This is a genomic window from Gordonia gummivorans, assembly GCF_022513585.1.
GTDB lineage: Bacteria > Actinomycetota > Actinomycetes > Mycobacteriales > Mycobacteriaceae > Gordonia.
In genome coordinates this window covers 17,313-42,999 of the sequence record NZ_JAKWBF010000024.1, presented here as the reverse complement: position 1 = coordinate 42,999, position 25,687 = coordinate 17,313, and the positions used below count along the sequence as shown (strand labels likewise).

The window sequence follows — 25,687 nt, the reverse complement described above, 5'->3', positions numbered from 1 at the left end:
ATCGAAGTTATCCGGCCTCCCTTGGTCGGGGTCCTCCGATTCCAGTTCAGGCGGTCGTCGAAACACCGGTAGTCCCCGAGCAAGCTCGCAGCGGACCCACACAGATTTCTCCCAAACAGAGTTTTCACCGCCCACCGCGGGCGGCCATCCCTGAGGTGACAAGCAGGGAGATCAAGACCTTGAGCAGCTGATACAGCCGCGAAAGGAACGAAAGGACATCCGTGACTGATACGGACCTGATCACCGCACCCGTCGACCGCGATTCCGCCGACGATGCGGCGACCGGTGGCGCAGGTGCCACCAAGACGAAGGCACGTTCGACCCAGCGCACCGGGCTCTCGGGCATGGTGCTCAGCGAACTGCGGACCGTCGCCGGTGAACTCGGCATCAAGGGCACGTCGGGAATGCGTAAGGGCGACCTGATCGCCGCCATCAAGGAGCGTCAGGCCGGTGCGTCGGACGCGAAGGCCCCTGCCAAGGCGTCGGCCCCGGCCGGCGAACGCAGCGCACCCGAGAAGAAGTCCGAGCCCGAGCAGATGACACTCGGTGATTCGGCGTCGGGCAACGGCGCACCGCAGCGCACACGGCGCCGGCGCGCTGAAGCGCCCGACGCGACGACCGAGGCTGCGGCCGGGGCCGATTCGGCCCAGAAGGAGTCGGCCCAGAAGGATTCGGCCCAGAAGGAGTCGGCCCAGAAGGATTCGGCCCAGCAGGATTCGGCCCAGACCGAAAACACTGAGGCGCCCGCGAAGGGCGAAGGCCGGAACAATGAGGTCCGGAACTCCGACGGTGGCGACGGAAACGACCAGCGCAACCGGAACCGCAACCGCAACCAGGGCGGCAACAACCAGAACGCCAACCAGGGCGGCAACAGTCAGAATGCCAACCAGGGCGGTAACAGCCAGGGTGGCAACAACAACCAGAACCGGGACAACAACCAGAACCGGGACGACGACGACGGATCGGGCCGCGGTCGCCGCGGTCGTCGGTTCCGTGAGCGCCGGCGCGGACGTGACCGCAACGACGCGTCGGGCGGCGGCGAACCCCAGGTCTCCGACGACGACGTGGTGCAGCCGGTCGCGGGCATCCTCGATGTCCTCGACAATTACGCGTTCGTCCGCACGTCCGGGTATCTCGCCGGGCCCAACGACGTCTACGTGTCGATGAACCTCGTCCGCAAGAACGGCCTGCGCCGCGGCGACGCCATCACCGGAGCCGTGAAGGTGCCGCGTGAGGGTGAACAGCCCAACCAGCGCCAGAAGTTCAATCCGCTTGTGCGTCTCGACACCGTCAACGGCGGTGACGTCGAGGCGGCCAAGAAGCGTCCCGAGTTCGGCAAACTGACGCCGCTGTACCCGAACCAGCGACTGCGCCTGGAGACGACGCCCGAGCGTCTCGACACGCGCGTGATCGATCTGATCATGCCGATCGGCAAGGGGCAGCGCGCCCTGATCGTGTCGCCGCCCAAGGCGGGTAAGACGACGATCCTGCAGGACATCGCGAACGCGATCACCATCAACAACCCGGAATGCCACCTGATGGTGGTGCTCGTCGACGAGCGTCCGGAAGAGGTCACCGACATGCAGCGGTCGGTCAAGGGTGAGGTCATCGCCTCGACCTTCGATCGTCCGCCGTCAGATCACACCTCTGTCGCCGAGCTGGCGATCGAGCGGGCGAAGCGTCTGGTGGAGAGCGGCAAGGACGTGGTGGTCCTGCTCGATTCGATCACCCGCCTCGGTCGTGCCTACAACAACGCGTCTCCGGCGTCGGGCCGAATCCTGTCCGGTGGTGTCGATTCGACTGCGCTCTACCCGCCGAAGCGTTTCCTCGGCGCGGCGCGCAACATCGAGAACGGCGGCTCGCTGACGATCATCGCCTCCGCGCTGGTGGAGACCGGTTCGACGGGTGACACGGTGATCTTCGAGGAGTTCAAGGGCACCGGTAACGCCGAGCTCAAACTCGACCGCAAGATCGCCGATCGCCGTGTGTTCCCCGCGGTCGACGTCAATCAGTCGAGCACCCGCAAGGACGAGCTGATGATGTCGCCCGAGGAGTTCTCGATCATGCACAAGCTGCGGCGCGTGCTCTCGGGCCTCGATTCGCAGCAGGCGATCGATTTGCTGCTCAGCCAGCTCAAGAAGTCGAAGACCAACATCGAGTTCCTGATGCAGGTCCAGACCAACGCACCCGGAGCGATGCGCGACGAGTGAGACCCATCCGCGGCGCAGGTGTGAACGCTCCTACCCGCTGCTTGAGGGCAGCTCAGAGAATGCAGATCACCTGAGCCGCGATGATCTTCACCACCATGGCCGCTGGGTATACGAGCGCATAGCCGAGTGCGATGCGCGGGTCGCCGCCACCGCGGGCGTTGGCGAAGGCGAGATGGGCCGGGTTGGTTTGTGATCCGGCCAGCACACCGGCCATCCGCAACCTGCCGACCCGCAGCACCCAGCGGCATGCGGCAAACATGCCGACGCCCAACACGGCCGCGGTCACAATGCCCGTGACCAGCATGTCGACGATCTCGCCGCCGGTCAGTGCGGTGAGAATGAGTGAGCCGGCCCGTTCACCGGCGTAGGCGAGGAACAGCAGCAGCCCGATCTCGGACACCACCTGAGCCGAGGTGAGCGGCATCGATGTGGCGACCGGCCCGATCCGCCCGAGGCGGCCCAACACGAGTCCGACGATGAGGGTGCCCGCGGCCGCGCCGAGCGACAGCGACCCGACGAATGGCACGGGGATCGAGATCACGCCCAGCCCGATACCGGCCGCGATCCCGAGACCGAGTGCGGCAGCATTCAATTCGGTCATTCCGCGGCTCGAATCGCCCAGTTCTCGAGCGATGTCGGCCATCCGTTCGGGTGGCGCGACCACCCGCACCCGGTCACCGAGCTGCAGCACGGTGTCGACGTTCGCGATCAGATCCTCGTCGCCGCGTCGTACCCGGGTGATGGAACCGTCGTGTCTGTCGAGTTCCAGATCCCGCACGCGTCGTCCGGCCAGGCGGGGCGCCGAGATCGTGATCCGCCGGAAGTCCAGCGCGCTGCGGTCTGCGGTGAGGTCGTGCGACGACCGGTGTCCGAGTTCGTCGGCGACCTTTTCGACCTCGTCGGCAGGCCCGACGGCGGTGACCAGGTCCCCGTGGTGCAGGATGCTGTCGTCGTGCACGTGCTCCGGCGGGGTGGTGGAGTCGTGGGCGACGCGCGAGAAGGTGATCCGATGGCCGTGGCGCTTGCGGAGGTCGGCGACGGCGATGTCGGGCCGGTCGACACGGACCGTGACGTCGACGACATCTGCCTGGGAATCGGGGTCTTCTCGTCCCTTCGCCAGCGCGAGCCCCACCATCACCAGCATCGTCACCACACCGAGCAGATACGTGGTCGCGTAGCCGACGGTCGCCTGAGGTGATCCGCCGGTGGCCGCGAGCGCCGGAGTATTGGTGACCGCCCCGGCGAACGTACCCGCGATCGCGGTGGGCGAGAGCCCGAACGTCGTCCCCAGGCCCTGTGCTGTCGCGGCGGCAGCGATCACCACCAGCGTCACGGTGACGACCAGATGCCAGGCCGTCCGCAACGTCGCGAAGAACGTCGGACCGGCCATCAGCCCGGTGGTGAACGCGAACAGCACCAGACCGAGGTTGCCCAAGATCTCCGGGATCGAGATGTCCACATCCAGCGCCGTACCCCACGCCGTGATCACCATGGCGGTGAATAGCACTGCGGCCGGACCCAATCCGACGCCGCGGTAGCGGATTCGCCCGAGCGCCACACCCAACCCGACGACGAGCGCGGTGAACAGCAAGGGCTGATCAGCAAAGAAGCTCAGGACCGCCGTCATGCAAGCAAGTATCGCCCCGCCGGTCAGGTCGCCGCAGGCCACCAGCGGGATCTGATGACCTTGTACCCACCAGGTGTGATCGGGGTGACAAGTCTAAGTGACCAAGTCGCCGAGCAGGTGATCCCAGGCCTCGAAGGTCGCTGCGGAGACGGTGCCGGTCTGCGTCGCCACCAGGGCGCAGTGCGCGTGCCGGTCGTAGATCTCGATGGAGCCCGTTTCGCCCCAGGCGCCTTGGGACCAGGTGATCCAGCACTCGGTGGCCAGATTGAAGTTGATCATCGCTCGGCAGCCGCCAGAGGCGAGGACCATCTGACCGCGATGCTCTCGCGCGCCGTCCAGCTGGTCATGGCGCATCTGGATGCATCCCGGCGCCGCGGTTGCCAGCGTCATCGGCATACCCAGCAGGGCGGCGTGTTCGAGGGCGGCGATGACACGCCGCGATTCGACGCGCGTGTAGCGATTCTCGCGAAACGCCGGTAGCGAAAACAGGCGTTGCACCCCTCCGTCGTCGAGTATCGAGTCGAACTGCGCTATCTGGTCGGCTTGCGGCGCGGGTACGTCGCTCGGCGTGCTCGCCCCCGAGACGTCGGCCGCAAGGTCGCCTTCGGAGGCCAGGTCGCCGTCGGGCGCGCCGGCCAGGGACAGCGACTCGAAGGCGAGACGATCGGAGTGCTCGGTCAGGTAGGTGGCGTGTGCGGTGTTTCCGTCGGTGTCGAACAGTCGCAGGGTGGGCGGCACATGCGCAGCCGGATCGGTGACCAGCGCCGAACCGAGACGAGCAGCGTTGAGACGCAACGTGATCCGCGACGGATCGGTCCGGATGGGGCCACCCATACTGACGGGCGCGTCGTGGATACCGACGTCGTTCATGATCACCGGTCCGGCGACGGTGACGCCGACGACCTTGTCGAGTGCCGGCAATTGACGTGTCACCGTGGCAACCTCGGAGTTCAGCAACGAGCCCGCGAATCCCGGTGTCGCCAGCAGGGTGTCGAGATCGCTCGTGGTGCGCTGTCCACGCGGACAGCAACAACCGCGATCGGCCCCGCAGGTCGGATTGCTCTTGTCATGAGCGTCGGGGGAGTGGGGCATCGTTGCCATTCCTAACTGCCGTTGTCGCTGGTGGTGCGGTCTAGTAGACGTCGCGCAGGTAGCGCTTGTCCTTCTTGAGTTGATCCACGTAGTCCTGGGCACCCTCTTCGTCGAGGGAACCGTGTTCGGCCACGATCTGGTGGAGCGCGTCCTCGACGTCGCGGGCCATCCGGGTCGCGTCGCCGCACACGTACAGATGCGCACCGTCCTGCAGCCACGCGAACAGCTCAGCGCCCTGCTCACGCATCCGGTCCTGTACGTAGATCTTGTGGTCCTGGTCCCGGGAGAACGCGAGATCGAGACGGTTGAGAACGCCGTCGGTGACGAACTGGTTGATCTCGTCCGCGTAGATGAAATCGCTGTCACGATGCTGATCTCCGAAGAACAGCCAGTTCTCGCCCTGCGCGCCCCGGCTCTGCCGCTCGTGCAGGAAGGATCGGAACGGCGCGATACCGGTGCCCGGGCCGACCATGATGGCACGGGCGTCGTCGGCGGGCGGCCGGAACGACTTGTTGGGCTGGATGAACACCGGAACGGTGTCGCCGACGTCGCGGTGGTCGGCCAGGTAGGTCGAACACACTCCGCCACGCAGTCTTTCACCGGAGCGGTAGCGAACGGTCGCCATGGTGATGTGCACGGTGCCCGCGTGCGCGAGTGGGCTCGACGAGATCGAGTAGACGCGCGGAGCCAACGGCCGAAGTTCGGCGATAAGTTCCTCGGGTGTGATGGTGATCGTGGAGTCGATTTCGAGGAGGTCGAGGACGTCACGACCCCACAGCCACGCGTCGAGTGCCTCATGGTCTCCGGTGGCCGACAGGTGGGTCAGCTCGGGATCCTCGGTGCGCGAGGCGATGTAGTCGACGAGGTACTTGGACGGAGCCGCAATCTCGAAGCGGTTGCTCAACGCCTCCCGCAGCGAGTACTGGCTCTTGCGGTCGGTGATCATCTCGTCGCCGGTCGCGCCGAGACGCGCGAGTACCTTGTCGACGAGGATCGGGTCGTTGAGCGGTGCGATACTGATGCCGTCGCCGGGCTCGTACTCGATGCCGCTGTCGCCCAACGAGATCACCACATGCCGGACCTCTTTGTCCGACGTCGGTCCGGACAGCACGGTGTTGGCGAGGATCTTGGCGGGATACGGGTTCTTGCGACCCCAGTCGGACTTTGCGGACTTGGCCTTGGCGGGCGCATCTGACGCCGGCGCTGCTGCGGGCTCGACTCCGGCGACGGACTCCGCGGTGGTCACCGAGTGTGCCTGTGCACCATCGGTTTCGATGGCGCTGAGTGCGGGCAGCGCGTTCGCCAGCCACTCGTCGGCCGGCTTCTGGAAGTCGATGTCGCAGTCCACCCGGTCGATCACCCGGGTGGCGCCGAGCTCGGCGAGACGGGCGTCGATGTTCTTGCCCGCCTGACAGAATCCGTCGTAGATGGAGTCACCGAGCGCGACCACGCCGTAGTAGAGGCCGTCGAGGCGCGGCGCGTCGGGTGCGGCCAGAGCCTGCCAGAAGTCCTCGGCATCGTCGGGCATGTCGCCCTCACCGTAGGTCGAGACCACCACCAGGAGTCGCCGAACGGCAGCGAGGGTCGTCATGTCCATGTCGGCCATGTCGGACACCTGGGGGTCGAATCCGTGTGTCGTCGCCAGGGTTTGGGCGGTATCGGCCACCCACTCTGCGTTTCCGGTCTGCGTCCCGTAGAGGATCTGCAGGCCGACCGGGCCCGACTGCTCGTCGGTCGCCGCCGCGGTCGCGACTCCTCCGGCCACGACGGCACCGGTGGGCATCGCCATGCGGGTGTTGAGCCCGGCGAGGAATCCGGCGAGCCACGCCTTCTGCTCGCCGGTGAACGGGACGTCGGTGGGGATGTAGGGGAGTTGCATGTCACCCGGCCTTGGTTTCTGTGGAGGAGGAACCGAACTCTGGTGCCGCGATACGCAGCAGGTCGGCGATGTCGGGCATCGCCTGGGTGGCGAACAACTCGTCGAAGCTCGGCAGCCCGGCGAGCTTCTCGCGATTCTTGCTGTCCTGCAGCAGAATCCACCCATAGGTTGCTGGTGCGTCCATCGACCGCACGTTGCGCAGCGCAAGTGCCTGCTTGTAGTCGTCGACGCGCTTGGCGGCGATCAGCGCCGCGACCTGCTCGGCGTCGTACCCGGACAGGATGGTGCGGGCGTACTTCGCGACCCGGCCGATGAGATCGAAGTCCTCGGTGAGCACCAGGTTGCGCGCAGCGCGGGCGATGACCTGTTCGGTGGCCTCGGTACCGGTGGCCACGGTGCTGCGACCGCGCGCGAGGCGGCCGGCGGCCAACTCGCGGGCGAGTTCGAAGACGGTGAACGCGTTGAGGAGTCGGTACATGTCGTCGTTGTCGGTCTGGCCGTACTCCGGGAGCGCGCCGCCGGCGACCGGACGCTGGGTCCGCATGCTGATCTTCAGTTTGCGGACCTGATCGGCCGCGATCGCCGACGACAACTCGTCGAGCAACTCGCGGTGCGAGAGGGTGGCCATCAGCACGTCGCTGTCCTGGTAGGAGAGCAGCGCGCGGGGCATCGCGTAGGAGATGTAGTGGCGTTCGGTCTCCCAGTTCTCCAGCAGACGGGTGGCCAACGCCGACCCCGTTGCCTCCGCATGCATCTGCAGCATGGTGTGCACGGCGAGGTGATGGATGGGCGCCAGCGGGTCGTCGACACCGGTGATGGCACCGATGACGACCGAGTCCGAACTGATCCGGCTCTCGAGTTCGCAGGCGGGGTCGTACTGGTAGAGGAATCCGCCACTCATCCCGTTCGCCAGGCCCTTGCCGTAGCCGCCGAGATTCAGTACCGCACCGTTGGTCATGTACTCGCAACCGAACTCGCCGAGTCCCTCGACCACCGCAGTGGTACCCGAGTTGCGGACGGCGAACCGGTCGCCTGCCTCGCCTTCGACGAACAAGCGTCCGCCGGTGGCGCCGAACAGTGCGAAGTTGCCGACCAGGACGTTGCCGCCGACCGCAGGTGACCCGCCGCCGGGGGAGCGGACGACGACGACGCCGCCCGACATCGACTTGCCGACACCGTCGTTGCAAGTGCCGATATGCGTCATCCGCATGCCGTCGTTGCAGAAGGCCGCGTAGGAGAGACCGGCGGATCCGGTGGTCGTGACCTGCACCGAGTCGGGCGCCAGGTAGCGCCGTCCTCGATCGTCGGAGTGGACTGCGGGCAGCACGGAAGCCGTTTGGGCGTCGATGCGGTAGTTGACCAGTCGTTCGATGTCGATGGCCAGCTGCGCGCCGACACTCTTGTTCCGATTGCCCAGGCACACGGGGTCGGTGGTGACGGTGTCGGCTCCCGCGTCGATGAGGTGCGCGTGGACCTGTTCGACAAGGGCGTCGTCGATGGCGTAGTCCCGTTCGAGATAAACAGGATCGACGATCTCGGGCATGTCGACGCGAGCCAGCAGTGCGGACAGGCGCAGGGTGCCGACCAGGTGCGCGTCCTGTGCCAGGTGCAGCAGATCCGTGCGACCGCGGGCGGCGCGCAGCGAGGGCACGCCGATCGACGCCAGGATCTCGCGTACCTCGTGGGCGATGTTGAGCAGGTACTGAGCCATCGACCGCGGATCTCCCTCGAAGACCTCGGGATTGGTGGTGAGTCCGGCCGGACACTTGATGTTGCAGTTCTTCGCCATCACGCAGCCCACCATCATCAGGGCGGCGGTGCCGAACTCGAAACTGTCGGCACCGAGTAGCGCCGAGGTGACCACATCCTGCCCGGTCTGGTGCGCGCCGGAGGTCCGCAACACGACCTTCTGTCGAAGTCCGTTGGCGCACAAGGCCTGATGGACTTCGGCGAGACCGATCTCGGCGGCCCGGCCGGCGTAGCGAAGGCTCGACACGGATGCCGCGCCGGTGCCGCCGGTGTTGCCGGCCACGTTGATCACGTCGGCACCTGCCTTGGCCACACCGACGGCGATGGTGCCGATGCCCTCCGACGAGACGAGTTTGACGATGACTCGCACGCGCGCTGCCTTGCAGTCGTGGATGAGCTGCGCGAGGTCCTCGATCGAATAGGTGTCGTGGTGCGGGGGCGGTGAGACGAGTTCGACGCCGGGGGTGCCGCCACGCGCCGCGGCGATCTCGACCGTGACCTTGGGTGCCGGAAGTTGACCTCCCTCACCCGGTTTGGCGCCCTGGCCGATCTTGATCTCCAGCTCGGTGAGCATCGGGTCGGCCAGGTAGCCGGCCCAGATGCCGAACCGTCCCGAGGCGAACTGCTTGATGCGCGAGGCGCGAATGGTGTTGTACCGGGACAGATGTTCGCCACCCTCGCCACTGTTGGAGAGGCCGCCCACCATGTTGGTACCGTGTGCGACGGCTTCGTGTGCGGGCGCGACCAGCGCGCCGTGGCTCATCGCCCCGGACGCGAACGTTGCCGTGATCTCATGTGCGGGTTGAACTTCGGTGAGTGCGATGGGCGCCACCCGGTTGTCTCCGGCATGGTTGTCTCCGGCGCGGTGGTCGTTGGCTTGGAGTGCGAGGACGTCGCGCAGGGCGCTGGGCCGCTGCGTGCGTGTCGAGGCGAGTTCGGTGGAGAACGAGCGGTACGCCGCGGTGATCTCGAAGGTGTCGATGTCGTGGTCGGACAAGCGGTCGAAGCTGCTGTCGACGTACGCACCCGCGTCGAGCCCGAAGGCGTCGCCGAGTTTGCCCACGGTGAGCAGTCGCACCGCGTCCCCGGCGCCCACCGTGCGCGCCGCCTCCGACTCCCTTCCTGCGGTGGCGAAGCTGATCTTCTCGGCCGTGAGTTCCTCGTACTTGCGGACGGCGGTGGTACCGAACGAATGTCCGGCGCCGTCGGCGCGCTCCTTGAACAGCCCGAGGAGTGGCAGATCCTTGTCGGTGCGCGGGGGTTCGTCGCTCATCGCCGCGCGATGCGCCGCTCCGAGCGCCTCGGCGATCGGAGCAAGCCCGACCCCGCCGACCGGCGACGGCAGGTTCGGGAACCACCGGCGCAGGTTGTCGTCGGCGGTGTCGAGGAAGTTCGGTTCGAAGAATTCGCCGCCGATGTAGCTCTCCGCGGTGCACAGACCGACGCGGCCCATCGTCTTCATGAGTGACTTCTCGGCGGCCTTGGCCCACCGCGCGAACGCTGCGTCCGGTTCGTCCGGCGCGAGCTCCCGGGCACGTCGCGCGACCGAATGCGGGTGCACCGCAGCCGCACCGAAGCCGAGCACCGCCGCGAGATGGTGCGATGACTCGATCTGGCCGCTGTCGACGACCAGGGAGACGCGCAGGCGCAGTCCCTCGGAGATCAGCCGTTGGTTGATGGCCGACACCAGGAAGATCATCGGTAGAGCAGCACGGTCGCGGCCGATACTCCGGTCACTGAGGACGGCAATGCCGCCCTGCTGCTTGGCGAAGGAGACCACCTCGTCGCCGAGCCCGTCGACCGCCTGCACGAGGGCGGTGTGAGCGTCGTCGTCTCCGGCTCGCAACGCGTACGTCGCGTCGAACCGTTCGATCGGTGCCTCGTTCTGTCCGTACAGGGTCGCGAGATCGGTCGCCGTCAGAATCGGTGTGCCGAGCACGATCTGGCGAGACTTCCCGGAGCGCTTGCCCAGCCGCGGACGGGTACCGAGGGCAATGCGCAGCGACATGCCGTCGGCCTCGCGAATGCTGTCCAGGGGTGGATTGGTGACCTGGGCGAATCGCTGTGAGAAGAAGCGGGCGACGTTGGCCTCGATGTTGGTGAATGCGTTGATTGCATTGCCGAAACCCATCGCCGAAACGCGCTCGGCGCCGGTGTCGAGCATCGGATCCATGAAGTAGCGGAAGCTCTCCTGATCCAGGTAGTACGCGGCGAATCGCTGATGGTCGGTCAGTTCCTCGTCGTGACCGTCGGTGGCGGCGACGGCCACGTCGAGCGCGGCGAGATCGACCTTGGCGGCCGCCAGCAGTGCTGGGTAATCCTTTGCTGCGGCGAGCTTTTCGTACGCCTCGTCGGTGGTGTAGGTGCGATGGTCGCGGTGGTCGTAGTAGATCATCCCGCCGGCGGACACCCGGCCGCGCGAGATCACCGACTCCGGCGGCACCGAGATCTGACCGGCCTCGGAGAACGCGCACAGATACTCGGAGGTCTCCAGCGTGCGCAGGGGCCGCAGGCCAAGTCGATCGAGGCGGGCGCCGATCACCGAACCGTCGCCGAACACCACGGCCGCCGGGCCGTCGTTCTTCTCCTCGTAGAGGGAGAAGTACTCGAACATGGCGCGCACCTGCGGAGAGAGCGAGCTGTCGTTCTCCCAGGCCGGCGGCATCATCGACACGACCGCGGTGACGAGATCGACCTGGTCTTCGGTTACCCGTGCGGCGACGGTCTGGTCGAGGCGTGAGCTGTCGGACTGGCCGGGTGGTCGCACGATGGTGCGTCGCTGCGCTGCGGCGGCGGTCACCTGGGCGATGCGATTCTTCTTGTCGGTGTTGAGCTCACCGTTGTGCGCGAGGTAGCGAAACGGTTGGGCCATCGTGGGATGCGGGTCGGTGTTGGTCGAGAAGCGTGTGTGGAAGTACAGCGTGTGGACCGCATGGTCGGGGTCGAGGAGGTCGGTGAAGTAGCCGATCACCTCTGGGGAGGAGAGGCGTCCCTTGAGTACCTGGGTCCGCGCCGAGAGGGACAGCGGATACAACCCGGCCAAGGCGGGATGGGTGTAGCCGATGGACTCGATGTGCAACAGCGCCTGCTGGACGAGTTGGTCGAGGTCGGCGGGTTCGGGACACGGGTCCGGTGCGGCGAACACCCACTGGCGGATCGGCAGCTGATGGGCCACCGCCGCGGGCCGCAGGACGCCGTTGTCCACGGGCACGTCGCGCACGGTGAGCACGGTGAAGCCGCGATCGGTCATGGTCCGCTCGATGAGGGCCGTCGCCTTGGTGGCACCGGCGGCGGTGTCGGGCAGGAAGAAGTTGCCCACACAGAACTGGCCGAGGGCGAGCTTTCGTCGACCGGTCACCTTCCGGAAGAAGCGCAGCGAGAGGTCCATGGACACGCCACCGCCGTCGCCGACGCCCTCGGAGGACATGCCGCCGCGGTGCGGCACCGAGCACAACGCCTCGGCCGCCTTCTCGATCACCTCGTGGCGCTGGACGCCGTCCTTGCGGGCGATGAAGCCGACCCCGCAGCTGCTCTTTTCGTCGCTTGGATCCCACAACAGATGCTGTGAGGGGATTTCAGACCGCATTCATCCTCTGTTCTCGGCAGTGATCGTGGTGATCAGGGGAGGGCAGGTGACGTCGCTGCGACGATGAAGCGACGCCGGGGAGAACTATAACTTAGCTAAGGCTTACCAAGATAAGCCCTACCTAATGCGTGGTCGAATCCCGGGAATGAATCCAACGTCGCCCCTGTTGAGCCGAGTGACCCCGGTACAAGCGCGATTTCTTCGGAAGCGATTGCGCGTGGCATACTGGTCGGTCGAGTCCGGTTCCGGTTCACACCGTCGAAGTGCGACGGTGACCCGGCGACCACAGAAAGGGACAACCACCATGAAGCAGGGCATTCACCCCGAGTACGCGACGACCACCGTCGTCTGCGGCTGCGGCAACACCTTCGAGACCCGCAGCACCGCTGCCAACGGACGTATCAACGTCGAAGTCTGCTCGCAGTGCCATCCGTTCTACACCGGCAAGCAGAAGATCCTCGACACCGGCGGCCGTGTCGCGAAGTTCGAGAAGCGCTACGGCAAGCGCACCAAGAACGCAGAAGCCAAGTAGTCCGGTGTCGCAGTAACTCCCGTGACGACGCCCACCCGGTCCATCCGGGTAGGGCGTCGTTGGCGTCTGAAGGGGGATCGTCGGGGTACGGGGTTGTTCGGGTGAGTATCGGCAGAGGTGAGTGAGCAGTGAGTACGCAGAGTCCGTCGGCGATCGATGACATCCTCGCCGAGCACGCGGGTCTCGAACGTCAGCTGTCCGATCCGTCCCTGCACGACGACCCCGGCGCCGCGCGCCGCGTCGGCAAGCGGTTCGCCGAGCTCGCGCCGGTGATGGCAACGCATGCCAAACTGCAGGCCGCCCGCGACGATCTCGACGCGGCCCGTGAGCTGGCCGCCGACGACCCGGCCTTCGCCGAGGAGATCCCGGCACTCGAGGCCACCGTGGCCGAGCTGGATGCGACGCTCACCGATCTGCTCGCTCCCCGCGATCCGCACGACGCCGACGACGTCGTTCTCGAGATCAAGTCGGGAGCCGGTGGCGAAGAGTCGGCGCTGTTCGCCGCGGACCTCGCCCGGATGTACCTCAAGTACTGCGAACGCAACGGATGGAAGGCGCAGGTACTCGGCGTCACCGAGTCCGACCTCGGGGGCTACAAGGAAGCGACGCTGTCCATCAAGTCCAAGGAAGCGGTCCGCGACGGCGTCTGGTCGCGTCTGAAGTTCGAGGGCGGAGTTCATCGGGTGCAGCGCGTGCCGGTGACCGAGTCGCAAGGCCGGATTCACACGTCCGCGGCCGGGGTGCTCATCTATCCCGAGCCCGAAGAGGTCGAAGACGTCGTCATCGACGAGACCGAACTGCGCATCGACGTCTACCGGTCGTCCGGCAAGGGTGGTCAGGGCGTCAACACCACGGACTCGGCGGTTCGAATCACCCACCTGCCCACGGGAATCGTGGTGACGTGCCAGAACGAGCGCTCCCAGTTGCAGAACAAGGCTCGCGCATTGCAGGTTCTCGCCGCGCGGCTGCAGTCGGCGGCCGAGGAACAGGCGCAGGCCGCCGCGGCCCAGGATCGAGCGGCGCAGATCCGCACGGTCGACCGCTCCGAGCGCATCCGAACCTACAACTTCCCGGAGAACCGCATCACCGACCACCGCATCGGCTACAAGGCCAACAATCTCGACGCTGTGCTGGGCGGCGACATGGATGCGCTGCTCGACGCACTTGTCGCGGCCGACCGTCAGGCGAGACTCGAGGCGCAGTGACCGCGGTCTCTGCCGAGATCGCCACGGCCACCACGTTGTTGGCCGATGCCGGGATCGACACCGCACGCGTCGACGCCGACCGGCTGATGGCGGATGTTCTCGGCATCGAGATCGGCCGACTGCTGCTCGTCGACGGCATCGACGACGCGCAGCGCACAGCCTTTCGGGCTGCGGTCGCGCGACGTGCGACGCGGGAACCGTTGCAGCACATCATCGGTCGGGTCGGCTTCGGTCCCCTCGAGCTTGCCGTCGGGCCGGGGGTGTTCATTCCGCGGCCCGAGACCGAACTCATTCTTGAATGGGCGGTCGACGCGGCGTCGTCCGTCGACGGATCGCGCCCCGTCGGAGTTGTCGACCTCTGCAGCGGGAGTGGCGCCCTGGCACTCGGCATCGCGACGATGGTGCCGCGAGCGGAGGTCGCTGCGGTAGAGGAGGACACCGAAGCGTTGAAGTGGTTGCAGCGCAACGTCGTCGAACAGGGTCTGGGCGAACGCGTCCGCGTCTGCGCGGCCGATGTCACCGATGCCGTCGCGATGCACGACGTGCTGCCGGATGGATCGTGTGACGTGATCGTCAGCAACCCGCCGTACGTGCCGGCCGATGCCCAGGTCAGTGCCGAGGTCGCCCATGATCCGGCTCGCGCCGTCTTCGGTGGGGCCGACGGGATGTCGGTGATCATCCCCATGGTCGAGGTGATCGGGCGGGCGCTCCGGCCCGGTGGCCGGGTTGCCATCGAGCACGACGACACCACTGCCGGCTGCGTCGTCGAGGTACTCGGCGATGCGGGAGTCTTCGATTCGATCGTCGCCCACCAGGACCTCGCCGGCCGGCCGCGGTTCGTCTCCGCGACACGCGCCGCGGGGTAACCGGCGGCGCTTTCCGTGCACGGTCAACGGTTTTCGACGCACGGTCAACGAGTTTGGGGGGTGCGGGAATTCGGTTGACCCGTGACCACACGTCACTACGCTTGGCGGCATATGACAACGAATCACGCAGAAGACATCGACACCTTCCTCGCGGCCTACGACGAACAATTGAGAGGAGATGCCGAGGCGTCGTCGGCGACCGACGTCGAGAGGTGCGGTCCGCTGTACCTGATCACTCTCGCGGGCGGTCGGGGGTTGGTGACCTATCGACCCTTCACGACGACCCACGACGAGCTCGCCGCGCTCGTGTGCTCCGCCGTCGACTACTTCCGGGCGGTGCCCGGACTGACCTCGGTGGAGTGGAAGACGCGTGGCCACGACATCATGCCGGGGTTGTACAAGAGTCTGCTGCACAACGGATTCCGGGATGGGGGCACGGAATCGATCATGATCGGGCGCCCCGAGTTGCTGCTCGCCGAGGACACCGCACCCTCGGGTGTCACCCTCCGGCGCATCACCTCGGCGGCAGACGTTCGAGCAACCAGGGCGATGGTCGACAGCGTGTTCGGCGCACGAGGCGAGCCCTCGGAAGCGAGTGTGCAGCAGGAGTTGGCGCGCCTGCACGACGGGACCGGCCGGCAGGTCTGGGTCGCCGAAGCCGACATTGACTACGTGACGTCGGACAACGTGGCTCAGCACATCGTCGGGTCGGGACGGCTCGAACCCGTCTCCGGCACCGACTTCGCCGGAATCTGGGGCGGTGCAGTGGTTCCCGAGTGGCGGCATCGAGGCATCTACCGGGCGCTCACCGCGGCCCGAGCGGGTGCAGCCCTCGAGCAAGGAAAGACGCTGATCCAGTCCGACTCCACTGAATACTCACGACCGATCCTGGAACGGTCGGGGCTGATCAAGGTGTCGACCACCACCCCCTATCGGCTCGCCGTGATCGACTGACGAAGCGTCGGCTGCGTTGTCGCGCAACCCGTGCATGCGAGGATGAACGGGTGAGCATTGTTTTCGACTGCAACGATCCGGAGAGTCGCAGCGCGGGTATCCGTGCCGCCGTGGGGGCGGCCAAGGCGGGCCGGCTGGTCGTGATGCCGACCGACACGCTTTACGGACTCGGTTGCGATGCCTTCGATGCCGATGCGGTGGCGCAGTTGTTGGCCGCCAAGCACCGTGGCCGTGACATGCCGGTGCCGGTCCTGGTCGGTTCCTGGCACACCATCGACGGCCTGGTGCTGTCGGTGTCACAGGCCGCCCGCGACCTCGTCGAGGCGTTCTGGCCGGGTGGGCTGAGTCTGGTCGTCGAGCAGGCGCCGTCGCTGGCGTGGGATCTCGGCGACACGGCGGGCACGGTGATGCTGCGGATGCCACTGCATCCGGTGGCCATCGAGGTCTTGCGCGAGGTCGGTCCGATGGCGGTGTCGAGTGCGAATGTGTCCGGTCAGCCGCCGGCCACCACGGCCGAGCAGGCCCGGACCCAACTCGGCGAAGAGGTGTCGGTCTACCTCGACGGCGGACCCTCACCGGCCGCGCAGGCGTCGACCATCGTCGATGTCAGCGGGCCGAACCCCCGGGTTCTGCGGGTGGGGGCGGTATCGGTGGCCGACGTTGCCGACGTGCTCGACGTTGACCCGGAGTCACTGCTGGAGCAGCGATGACCGGCGTCACCGGGGACGCCGCCGTCGACGATCTCGTCGCACGCGAGCGGGAGCGCCGTTCGACGTCGATACAGCTGATCGCCAGCGAGACCGAACCCACTCCGGCGGTCCGGGCCGCCATGGGCTCGGTGTTCGACGCGAAATACGCCGAGGGCTACCCGGGAGGGCGGTATCACGGTGGTTGCGAAGTCGTCGACGAGGTCGAAAGCCTGGCCATCGAGCGGGCCCGCACCCTGTTCGGTGCCGAATACGCCAACGTCCAACCCGCGTCGGGCAGTGCGGCGAGCCTGGCGGTGTACGCCGCCTTCGCCCAGCCCGGCGATCCCGTGCTGGCGCTGCGTCTCGACCAGGGCGGTCACCTCACGCATGGTTCCCGGGCGAACTTCTCCGGCCGATGGTTCACCCCGCTGCACTACGGGGTGCGCAAGAGCGATGAATGTATCGACTACGACGAGGTGCGCGACCTCGCGTTGGTCCACCGGCCCCGCATCCTCGTCGCGGGGGCGGCCTCCTACTCGCGGCTGATCGATTTCGCCATCCTGCGTCAGATCGCCGACGAGGCCGAATGCGTGCTGTGGGTGGATGCCGCCCACCTCGCCGGTCTGGTGGCCGCGGGAGTCGCACCGTCGCCGGTGCCGTTCGCGGACGTCGTCACGGTGTCGACGAACAAGGTGATCCGAGGTCCGCGCGGAGGTCTGGTGGTCGCGCCCGAGCGTCACCGAAACGTGCTGGACAAGGCGGTGTACCCGTTTGTTCAGGGTGGGCCGGCGATGAACTCGATCGCTGCCAAGGCCGTCGCGTTCGCGGAATCGGCCACCGACGAGTTTGCCGCATACGCACGGACCGCGGTTGCCAACGCGACCGCGCTTGCCGACGCGTTGGTCGGTCGGGGTCTGCGGATCGTGTCGGGCGGGACCGACACCCACCTCGCCGTGGTCGACGTATCGGCCCGCGGCCTCACCGGCGTCGAGGCGCAGCGTCGGCTGGCGGCAGCCGGAATCGTCGTCGACAAGGCGGTCCTCCCATTCGACACGCAGCCGGTGGCACTCGGATCCGCCTTCCGGATCGGGACGGCGTGCGCCACGTCTGCCGGCCTGGGAGCCGCCGACATGAGCATGCTCGCGACCTGGATCGATGAGGCGTTGAGCGTCGCTGCCGACGACCCGGCGCAGGCGCGTATCCGCGACCGGATCTCCGAACTGCCGGCCGGGTAGCGTTGTGCGCGTGCCGCCACCGCTGAGCCCGTCCGGCGCCGACCCCCACGTGATGATCTGGGCGGCCGGCGGCGGCGTCGGCGTCCCATTTCGCGAGCTCTTGCTGGTCGGTCTGACGGCGGCCGCGATCACCTATCTCGTGACCTCGGCGGTGCGAGTGTTCGCCATCCGCGCAGGCGCGGTCGCGGTACCGCGTGTGCGGGATGTGCACGTCATCCCGACCCCGCGCCTCGGTGGTCTGGGCATGTTCGCCGGGGTGGTCGCGGCGATCGCGCTGGCGGCCAACCTGCCCGCGCTGAACCGCGGGTTCGCGTACACGACCGACATGAGTGCGGTGATCGCCGCCGGAGCAGTCATCGTGTTGGTCGGTGCGGTCGACGATCGCTGGGGTCTGGATGCCTTGACCAAGTTCGTCGGCCAGGTGACGGCGGCCGGGGTGATGGTCCTGATGAAGATCAGCTGGCTGCAGGTGCCCGTACCGTTCGGCGATATCGGCACGCTCGTGCTGGATCCGCTGCAGTCGGGACTGCTGACAGTGATCATCACGGTCGCGACCATCAACGCGGTGAACTTCATCGACGGGCTCGACGGACTAGCGGCCGGGCTCGGGCTGATCGCAGCGTCGGCCATCTGCATGTTCTCGCTGGGGCTGCTGCGTGATCAGGGCGGCGACGTCAGTTACTACCCGCCCGCGCTGATCTCGGCCGTTCTGGCCGGCGCATGCCTGGGCTTCTTGCCGCACAACTTCTCGCCCGCCCGGATCTTCATGGGGGATTCGGGGGCGATGCTGATTGGTCTCATGCTGGCTGCGGCGTCCACGAGCGCGTCTGGCCGTATCGCAGTGAACGCCTACGGCCCGGCGGACGTGTTCACCTTGTTGTCGCCGTTGCTGCTGGTGGCGGCCGTGGTCTTCGTGCCGATGCTCGACATGCTGATGGCGGTCATCCGACGAACGCGCGCCGGGGTCGGCTTCTACACGCCGGACAAGATGCATCTGCACCACCGACTGCTCGAGTTGGGCCATTCGCAACGCCGAGTGGCGTTGATCATCTACTTGTGGGTCGGGGTGCTCGCATTCTCGGTCGCGGCGAGCACCATTTTCCCGCTGTCGGTCGTCGCACCGGTGTTCGCGGGCGGTCTCGTGATTGCGATGCTGGTGACGATGGCGCCGCGTCTGCATCGCCGCTATGCCGAGCTGCGGACCGCGACGCGCGCCTTTCGTTGACCCGAAGCGTTCGGTGAGCATTCCTCTGACCTGGGGAACTCGGCGGTCCCGCCACGGTCGTCCCACCAAAACCAGGGGAAGAGTTCCTTCCCCGAGGTTCGTAGTCGTCCGCGAGAATTTTCTGGGGGAGGACTCCAAGGGTAGGAGAAGGAGTTTCATCCCCTACTTCTTGTGGCGGGTGAGTCGCCGATCCGCAGAGTCCGGTGGCCGGGCCCGTTGGGCTGGAAATCTGTACGCGGGAGGCCGATGAAGTGGGCACAGTCTACTTCATCGGGGTGGGGAGTCCAGCTTTCCAACGTGGTTGCTTGCGCTCGTCACACCTGGCTGGCGGCCGGGACGCTTCGTTCCCGGCTCTACGATCGCGTTGGTCGATGTCGAGGCCCGGGGTGGTAAGGGGACAGTAAAGAATCGTGTACTATCCCCTGTAGTAGGTGATGAGACCGATCATTCGGTCAGGCGTCACCCAACCGGGCGGACAGTATGTCCCATGGCGGCATACCCCGCGATGAGCACGCCCGATCCATGTTGGTAGGGTCACACCCGAACGTGAGCTTACGCCCGGCGACCTGGTCGCCGAACGCACGCGCGGTGCTTCGTGCCCATCCGGCGCGAGGTGAGAGAGCTGAGGAGAGGCGCATGACGACTTCTGCACCTGACTCGGCCCCCGTTTATCCGCAGGCTCCGACCGGCCTCCGCCGGCCCGGTGCGATCGCGGTCGTGGTGAGCGGCATCGTCATCGGTCTTGCGACCTACCTCGGCCACCCGGTGTTCGGGGCGTTCTTCGTCCTCGGCATGGTCGGGATCTTTGTCAATGCGGCGATGGTGCGCCAGGTCGTCGAGACGGTGGCGGCCGCACCGGATCCGCACAAGAAATCGTTGGCACTCAATTCCGCTGCCCGGCTCGGCGCCATCACGGTGCTCGCGCTCGTGGCGGCTTTCCTGGTCCGGCCCGATGGGTTGGGCGTCATGTTCGGGCTCGCGATCGGCCAGGTGATCCTGGTTCTCAACGCGGTGATTCCGGTGATGAAAGGACTGCGCAAGCAGCTATGACGGATACGACCTACTTGGCCGAGGCGGCCATCCACGTCGGCGTGCACGAGACGGTCACGATCGGTGGGATGACCTTCAACACCGACACGATCCTCTCGTCGGCGATCGCAGCGGTGATCGTGATCGCCATGGCCTTCTACGTCAAGGCGAAGGTGACATCCAGCAAGCCGAACACGGTGCAGCTCTATTTCGAGGTCGTGACCGTGCAGATGCGCGGGCAGATCGAGAGCGCCATCGGCATGAAGATCGCCGGCTTCGTCCTCCCCCTCGCGGTCACCCTGTTCACCTATATTCTCGTCGCGAACTGGCTCTCGATCCTGCCGGTCCAGTACGCATCGTCCAACGGCGAGGTGCACGAACTGCTCAAGCCCGCGGCCAGCGACGTGAACTTCGTCTACGCGATGGCGCTGTTCGTCTTCGTCTGGTACCACGGGGCCGGCATGCGGCGTCGCGGCGTCTTCGGCCACCTGGGCAAGCTGGTCAAGGGCCACGTGCCCGCGCTGGCAGCGATCAACATCATCGAAGAGATCGCCAAGCCCGTCTCGCTCTCCCTCCGTCTTTTCGGCAACATCTTCGCCGGCGGCATCATGGTCGCCCTGATCGCGCTGTTCCCGGCCTACATCCTCTGGGCGCCCAACGCCCTGTGGAAATCCTTCGACCTGTTCGTGGGTCTGATCCAGGCGTTCATCTTCGCCCTGCTGACGATCCTGTACTTCAGCCAGGCCATGGAGCTCGACGAAGACCATCACTAGACCATCTACCCTGCTCGACCCCGGGCGGCGCCGCCAACCGGGACCCAAGACCTGACAACCGAGATTGTCAGTTCCACCCGAAAGGAAAGTTCAGAAATGGATCCAACAATTGGTATGGGCGCCCTGATCGGCGGCGGTCTGATCATGGCCGGCGGCGCGATCGGTGCCGGTATCGGTGACGGTCTGGCCGGCGCCCAGCTGATCGCGGGTATCGCTCGTCAGCCCGAAGCTCAGGGTCGTCTGTTCACCCCGTTCTTCATCACCGTGGGTCTGGTCGAGGCCGCCTACTTCATCAACCTCGCGTTCATGGCGCTGTTCGTGTTCGCCACCCCGATCTCGGCCGAGCAGTAAGCGCTTCGCCCGACATCGACCTGACGCTGTTCCGATAGGGGAAACGCAAACATGATGCTGTATCTCGCCGCAGCCGCCGAAGAAGGGGAGAAGCCGCCGAACTTCTTGATCCCCAACGGCACGTTCTTCGTGTGTCTGTTCATTTTCGTCGTCGTGCTGATCGTGATCCGCACGCTGGTGGTCCCGCCGATCGTCAAGGTGCTCGACGAGCGCGATGCGAGGGTGGCGAAGACCGTGGACGACACCAAGAGCGCTGCGGCGAGCTACGAGGATGCGGACACCCACTACCGGGCGGCCATGAAGGAGGCCCGTGGGGATGCCACGGGCATCCGGGACGAGGCCCGCGCAGCGGGCAACGAGGAGCTTTCGGCGGCGAAGCGGCGCGCGACCGAGGAGGCCGACGCCGCTCTCGCTGCCACCTCCGAGTCCTTGAAGGCAGAGGGTGACCGTGCCGCAAGCACGGCGCACGCGGATGTCGACCGGTTGTCGGCCACGCTGGCCGGCCGAGTTCTCGGCACCGAGGTCGATACGACCAACAAGGAGAAGGTGAACTAGGTGGACATCCTCATTGGCAACTTCATCGGGTTCGCCGTCATCGTCTTCTTGTTCTGGAAGTATGTGCGACCGCCGCTGAGCCGCGCGGTGCACAACCAGAAGGAAACGATCGCCCGGCAGGTGATCGAGAGTGAGGAAGCGAAGGCCCGGCTCGCCGACGCCCAGGCTGCTCACGATCGCGCTCTGGCCGAGGCAAAGGCCGAGGCCGCGGAGCTCCACGAGTCCGCACTGAAAGACGCCGAGGGCATCCGGGAGGACATCAAGGCCCAGGCCGACTCCGAGGTCCGGCGGATCAGCGAGCACGGCAAGTCTCAGGTCGAGCTGACTCGTTCGAACCTGGTTCGCCAGTTGCGTACCGATCTCGGTCTCACCGCCATCGACGGCGCGGACAAGCTGGTGCGCTCGCACCTGTCCGACGAGTCCAACCGCTCGGCGAGTGTCGACCGGGTGATCGCCGAGCTCGAGGCGATGGCATCGAGCACGCAGACGGCTGTCCCACACAGCTCGGAACTGATCGGTCTGCATCACATGCGGGCCGGCAGCCGTGAGGCTGCGCGCGTTGTCTCCCACGAGTTCGATTCCGCGAGCAAGGATCTCGACGGACCTGCACTCACCGCGGCGGCCGCCGAATTGACCCAGGTCATCATCGTGCTCAACGCCAATCCGGTGCTGCGCAAGAAGCTGACCGAGGACGAGGACAACCCCGCAGGCAAGGAGCAGCTGGTGTCGACGCTGTTCGGCGGAAAGGTCGCACCCATCGTCGTCGATGTGGTCGCCTCGGCGGCCAAACAACGGTGGTCGACGTCGACTGACTTCATCGCGGGGCTGCGCAGGCAGAACGCTCTGATCGTGCTCACCGCGGCCGAGCGGGAAGGCCAGATCGAGCAGGTCGAAGACGAGCTCTTCCGCGTGAGCCGCTTGCTGGACGCCAATCCGCAGCTGGCCTCCCTGCTGTCTGATCACACCCATCCAGCCGACAAGCGAAATGGCTTGCTGGAGAAGCTGATCGGCGGACAGGTCACCGAACACACCTGGTACCTGCTGTCGCACCTCATCGCGCTGCTGCACGGCCAGCCGGTCGAGGTCGCCGTCGAGCAGCTCGCCGAACTCGCGGCAGCCCGCCGCGGCGAGTCGGTGGCTCACGTCGTGTCCGCTGCACCCCTGTCCGATGCTCAGATCGAGCGTCTCGGGACGGTGCTCGGCAGCATCTACGGCCGGACGATCTCGGTGCAGACCGAAGTGCGTCCAGAGATCCTCGGCGGCCTGCGTATCGGGGTTGGCGAGGAGATCATCGACGCCGACATCGCCACTCGCCTCGCGAAGGCGACCGAGACGCTGCCGCGCTGACACAGCCGAGACATCGAAGCGCTCACGCGCCGAGACAACGAAGCGCTCACGCGCCACCAACCACCACCCGACGACCACCACACCCAGGCTCGCAAGCCGGACCAGAACAAGGAAAGACGAGAACCCATGGCGGAGTTGACGATCTCACCAGACGAGATTAAGGGAGCGATCGAGCAGTACGTCTCGTCGTTCGAAGCCGAGGCGTCGCGCGACGAGGTCGGCATCATCACCGATACCGCGGACGGCATCGCGCACGTCAGCGGCCTGCCCAGCGCTATGGCCAACGAGCTGCTGCAGTTCCCCGGCGGCATCCTCGGCGTGGCGCTCAACCTCGACGAGGACGAGATCGGTGCGGTCATCCTCGGTGACTATGAGGACCTCGAAGAGGGCCAGGAAGTCAGCCGGACCGGCGAGGTGCTCTCCGTCCCGGTCGGCGACAAGTTCCTCGGCCGCGTGGTCGACCCGCTCGGCGCGCCCATCGACGGACTCGGCGACATCGAGGCCGAAGAGCAGCGCGTTCTCGAACTCCAGGCGGCCACCGTGCTCGAGCGTCAGCCGGTCGAGGAGTCGCTGGCCACCGGCATCAAGGCCATCGACGCCATGACCGCGATCGGTCGCGGCCAGCGTCAGCTCGTCATCGGCGACCGCAAGACCGGCAAGACCGCGGTCTGCGTCGACGCGATCCTGAACCAGAAGGCCAACTGGGAGTCGGGCGACGAGAACAAGCAGGTCCGCTGCATCTACGTCGCCATCGGTCAGAAGGGTTCCACCATCGCGGGCGTCAAGACCGCGCTCGAAGAGGCCGGAGCGATGGAGTACACCACCATCGTCGCCGCTCCCGCGTCTGATTCCGCCGGTTTCAAGTGGCTCGCGCCCTACACCGGTTCGGCCATCGGACAGCACTGGATGTACCAGGGCAAGCACGTCCTGATCGTGTTCGACGACCTCACCAAGCAGGCCGAGGCCTACCGCGCGATCTCGCTGCTGCTGCGCCGCCCGCCGGGCCGCGAGGCATACCCGGGTGACGTCTTCTACTTGCACTCGCGTCTGCTGGAGCGTGCGGCCAAGCTGTCCGATGAGATGGGCGGCGGTTCGATGACCGCACTGCCGATCATCGAGACCAAGGCCAACGACGTGTCGGCGTTCATCCCGACCAACGTCATCTCGATCACCGACGGCCAGGTGTTCCTCGAGTCCGACCTCTTCAACAAGGGCGTTCGCCCGGCCATCAACGTCGGCACCTCGGTGTCGCGCGTGGGTGGTGCCGCACAGACCAAGGGTCTGAAGAAGGTGTCCGGCTCGCTGCGTCTGGAGCTGGCCCAATTCCGTGAGCTCGAGGCGTTCTCCGCGTTCGCCTCCGACCTCGACGACGCGTCGAAGGCGCAGCTCGAGCGCGGTGCACGCTGGGTCGAGATGCTCAAGCAGGATCAGTACAGCCCGTACTCCGTCGAGGACGAGATCGTGTCGATCTACCTCTGCGGTGAAGGCCACTACGATTCGGTGCCGGTCAGCGACGTCCGCAACTTCGAGACCCAGTTGCTGAGCCACCTGCATCACAACGCGACCGGCGTCTACGACTCCATCGCCGGCGGCAAGGTGCTCACCGACGATCAGGCCGAGGCCCTTGTCGACGAGACCAACAAGTTCAAGAACAGCTACCTCACCCACGACGGCCAGCGCGTCGTCAACGAGGCCGAGGCATCTGCGATGGACTCCGAGGACGTCGAGCACGAAGAGATCAAGATCCGCAAGTGATCGTGACCGCATTCGACAGCCGGGCCATGAGCCCAGCACAGAGGAAAGGGGTGAGGGAGCATGGCCAGTATTCGTGAGCTGCGCTCGCGCATCCGGTCGGTGCAGTCGACCAAGAAGATCACCAAGGCGCAGGAACTGATCGCCACGTCGCGAATCACCAAGGCACAGGCCCGCGTGGCCGCGGCCAAGCCGTACGCGAAAGAGATGACCACGGTGCTCTCGGAGCTGGCCAGCAACGCCGGTTCGCTGGATCACCCGCTGCTCGTCGAACGCGAGAACCCGAAGCGGGCGGCTGTGCTGGTCGTGACCAGCGACCGCGGTATGTGTGGTGGCTACAACGCCAACGTGCTGCGTGCGACCCGCGAGCTCGTCGCCTTGTTGAAGGACGAGGGCAAGGAGCCCGTGCTGTTCGTGACCGGGCAGAAGGGCGTCGGGTTCTTCAGCTTCCGTGGTTCGGAGGTCGCCGATTCGTGGACCGGGTTCTCCCAGGCCCCGGAGTACGCGGACGCAGCGCAGGCGAGCAACTTCCTCGTCGACCTGTTCCTCGCCGGATCGGGCGAGCAGGTCGAGCGCCCGGGCGGCGACGGCAGCCTGGAAGGCGTCGACGAGTTGCACCTGGTGTACACCCGGTTCGTCTCGATGCTGACCCAGTCGCCCGAGGTGCGCCGTGTGGCTCCGCTGGTGGTGTCCGAGCACGACGAGGGCAGCGATGTCGAGGTGACCGAGAAGTCCCGGAACTACTCGTTCGAGCCGGGCGCGGATCACCTCCTGGATGCGCTGCTGCCGAGGTACGTGGCTACGCGCGTCTATGCGGCGTTGCTCGATTCGTCGGCATCGGAATCCGCAGCGCGTCGTACGGCGATGAAGGCGGCAACCGACAACGCAGAAGAGTTGTCGAAAACGTTGTCGCGCGAGGCCAACCAGCTTCGCCAGGCACAGATCACCCAGGAAATCAGCGAGATCGTCGGCGGTTCGAGCGCGCTGGCATAACAGCCATGCGTCGCCGTTCTTGTCGGCCCGACACCATA

19 protein-coding genes are annotated in these 25,687 nt (G+C 66.4%); 15 read left to right on the top strand and 4 right to left on the bottom strand.

The features are described from left to right. The first annotated feature begins 221 nt into the window (after window positions 1–221). Window positions 222–2,210 carry a transcription termination factor Rho gene (rho, locus tag MKW15_RS17155; protein WP_240860314.1) on the top strand — a complete coding sequence of 663 codons (1,989 nt, stop codon included), beginning with the start codon at window positions 222–224 and terminating at the stop codon, window positions 2,208–2,210. Window positions 2,211–2,262: 52 nt separating this feature from the next. Here rho and MKW15_RS17150 read toward each other — a convergent pair whose 3' ends face one another. The 4 genes from MKW15_RS17150 to MKW15_RS17135 form a co-directional block, all read right to left on the bottom strand. Continuing rightward, window positions 2,263–3,837, bottom strand: coding sequence for an aspartate:alanine exchanger family transporter (locus MKW15_RS17150; RefSeq protein WP_240860312.1), 1,575 nt, complete (start codon window positions 3,835–3,837; stop codon window positions 2,263–2,265). A gap of 93 nt (window positions 3,838–3,930) precedes the next feature. Next, complete coding sequence (locus MKW15_RS17145) at window positions 3,931–4,929, bottom strand: ChuX/HutX family heme-like substrate-binding protein (protein WP_240860310.1); 999 nt, start codon at window positions 4,927–4,929, stop codon at window positions 3,931–3,933. Window positions 4,930–4,969: 40 nt separating this feature from the next. Then, window positions 4,970–6,808: a sulfite reductase subunit alpha gene (locus MKW15_RS17140; RefSeq protein WP_240860309.1), complete on the bottom strand. Its 1,839-nt coding sequence runs from the start codon at window positions 6,806–6,808 to the stop codon at window positions 4,970–4,972. Between the two features lies 1 nt (window position 6,809). After that, on the bottom strand, window positions 6,810–12,143 hold the full coding sequence (locus MKW15_RS17135; protein ID WP_240860307.1) for a glutamate synthase-related protein: 5,334 nt from the start codon (window positions 12,141–12,143) through the stop codon (window positions 6,810–6,812). A 304-nt stretch (window positions 12,144–12,447) separates the two neighbouring features. Here MKW15_RS17135 and rpmE point away from each other — a divergent pair, with 304 nt between their 5' ends. From rpmE to MKW15_RS17065, 14 genes are all read left to right on the top strand, one after another. After that, window positions 12,448–12,675 (top strand): 50S ribosomal protein L31, encoded by a 228-nt coding sequence (gene rpmE, locus MKW15_RS17130; RefSeq protein ID WP_240860304.1) that lies wholly within the window; start codon window positions 12,448–12,450, stop codon window positions 12,673–12,675. A 128-nt stretch (window positions 12,676–12,803) separates the two neighbouring features. After that, entirely contained in the window at window positions 12,804–13,880 is a 1,077-nt protein-coding gene (gene prfA / locus MKW15_RS17125; RefSeq protein WP_240860303.1) for a peptide chain release factor 1, read from the top strand. Beyond that, complete coding sequence (prmC, locus tag MKW15_RS17120; protein ID WP_240860300.1) at window positions 13,877–14,746, top strand: peptide chain release factor N(5)-glutamine methyltransferase; 870 nt, start codon at window positions 13,877–13,879, stop codon at window positions 14,744–14,746. The genes prfA and prmC overlap by 4 nt, the downstream gene beginning before the upstream one ends. A gap of 111 nt (window positions 14,747–14,857) precedes the next feature. Next, window positions 14,858–15,700, top strand: coding sequence for a hypothetical protein (locus MKW15_RS17115; protein ID WP_240860298.1), 843 nt, complete (start codon window positions 14,858–14,860; stop codon window positions 15,698–15,700). Window positions 15,701–15,750: 50 nt separating this feature from the next. Further along, entirely contained in the window at window positions 15,751–16,410 is a 660-nt protein-coding gene (locus MKW15_RS17110) for an L-threonylcarbamoyladenylate synthase (RefSeq protein WP_240860296.1), read from the top strand. Continuing rightward, window positions 16,407–17,624, top strand: coding sequence for a serine hydroxymethyltransferase (locus MKW15_RS17105; RefSeq protein ID WP_240860294.1), 1,218 nt, complete (start codon window positions 16,407–16,409; stop codon window positions 17,622–17,624). The genes MKW15_RS17110 and MKW15_RS17105 overlap by 4 nt, the downstream gene beginning before the upstream one ends. A gap of 52 nt (window positions 17,625–17,676) precedes the next feature. Next, the gene (locus MKW15_RS17100) at window positions 17,677–18,849 is read left to right on the top strand and encodes an MraY family glycosyltransferase (protein ID WP_240860360.1); all 1,173 of its coding nucleotides are present in this window, start codon (window positions 17,677–17,679) and stop codon (window positions 18,847–18,849) included. A gap of 636 nt (window positions 18,850–19,485) precedes the next feature. Further along, window positions 19,486–19,899, top strand: a complete 414-nt coding sequence (locus tag MKW15_RS17095; protein WP_240860291.1) for a hypothetical protein — start codon at window positions 19,486–19,488, stop codon at window positions 19,897–19,899. Next, entirely contained in the window at window positions 19,896–20,651 is a 756-nt protein-coding gene (gene atpB, locus MKW15_RS17090) for a F0F1 ATP synthase subunit A (RefSeq protein ID WP_240860290.1), read from the top strand. Before MKW15_RS17095 ends, atpB begins: the two co-directional genes overlap by 4 nt. 96 nt (window positions 20,652–20,747) lie before the next feature. Next, complete coding sequence (locus MKW15_RS17085; protein ID WP_240860289.1) at window positions 20,748–21,002, top strand: F0F1 ATP synthase subunit C; 255 nt, start codon at window positions 20,748–20,750, stop codon at window positions 21,000–21,002. 51 nt (window positions 21,003–21,053) lie between these two features. Then, entirely contained in the window at window positions 21,054–21,557 is a 504-nt protein-coding gene (locus MKW15_RS17080; protein WP_240860288.1) for a F0F1 ATP synthase subunit B, read from the top strand. Then, window positions 21,558–22,904 carry a F0F1 ATP synthase subunit B/delta gene (locus MKW15_RS17075; protein WP_240860287.1) on the top strand — a complete coding sequence of 449 codons (1,347 nt, stop codon included), beginning with the start codon at window positions 21,558–21,560 and terminating at the stop codon, window positions 22,902–22,904. Window positions 22,905–23,030: 126 nt separating this feature from the next. After that, window positions 23,031–24,659, top strand: a complete 1,629-nt coding sequence (gene atpA, locus MKW15_RS17070; protein WP_240860286.1) for a F0F1 ATP synthase subunit alpha — start codon at window positions 23,031–23,033, stop codon at window positions 24,657–24,659. 60 nt (window positions 24,660–24,719) lie between these two features. Next, complete coding sequence (locus tag MKW15_RS17065) at window positions 24,720–25,649, top strand: F0F1 ATP synthase subunit gamma (RefSeq protein WP_240860285.1); 930 nt, start codon at window positions 24,720–24,722, stop codon at window positions 25,647–25,649. Window positions 25,650–25,687 lie beyond the last annotated feature (38 nt).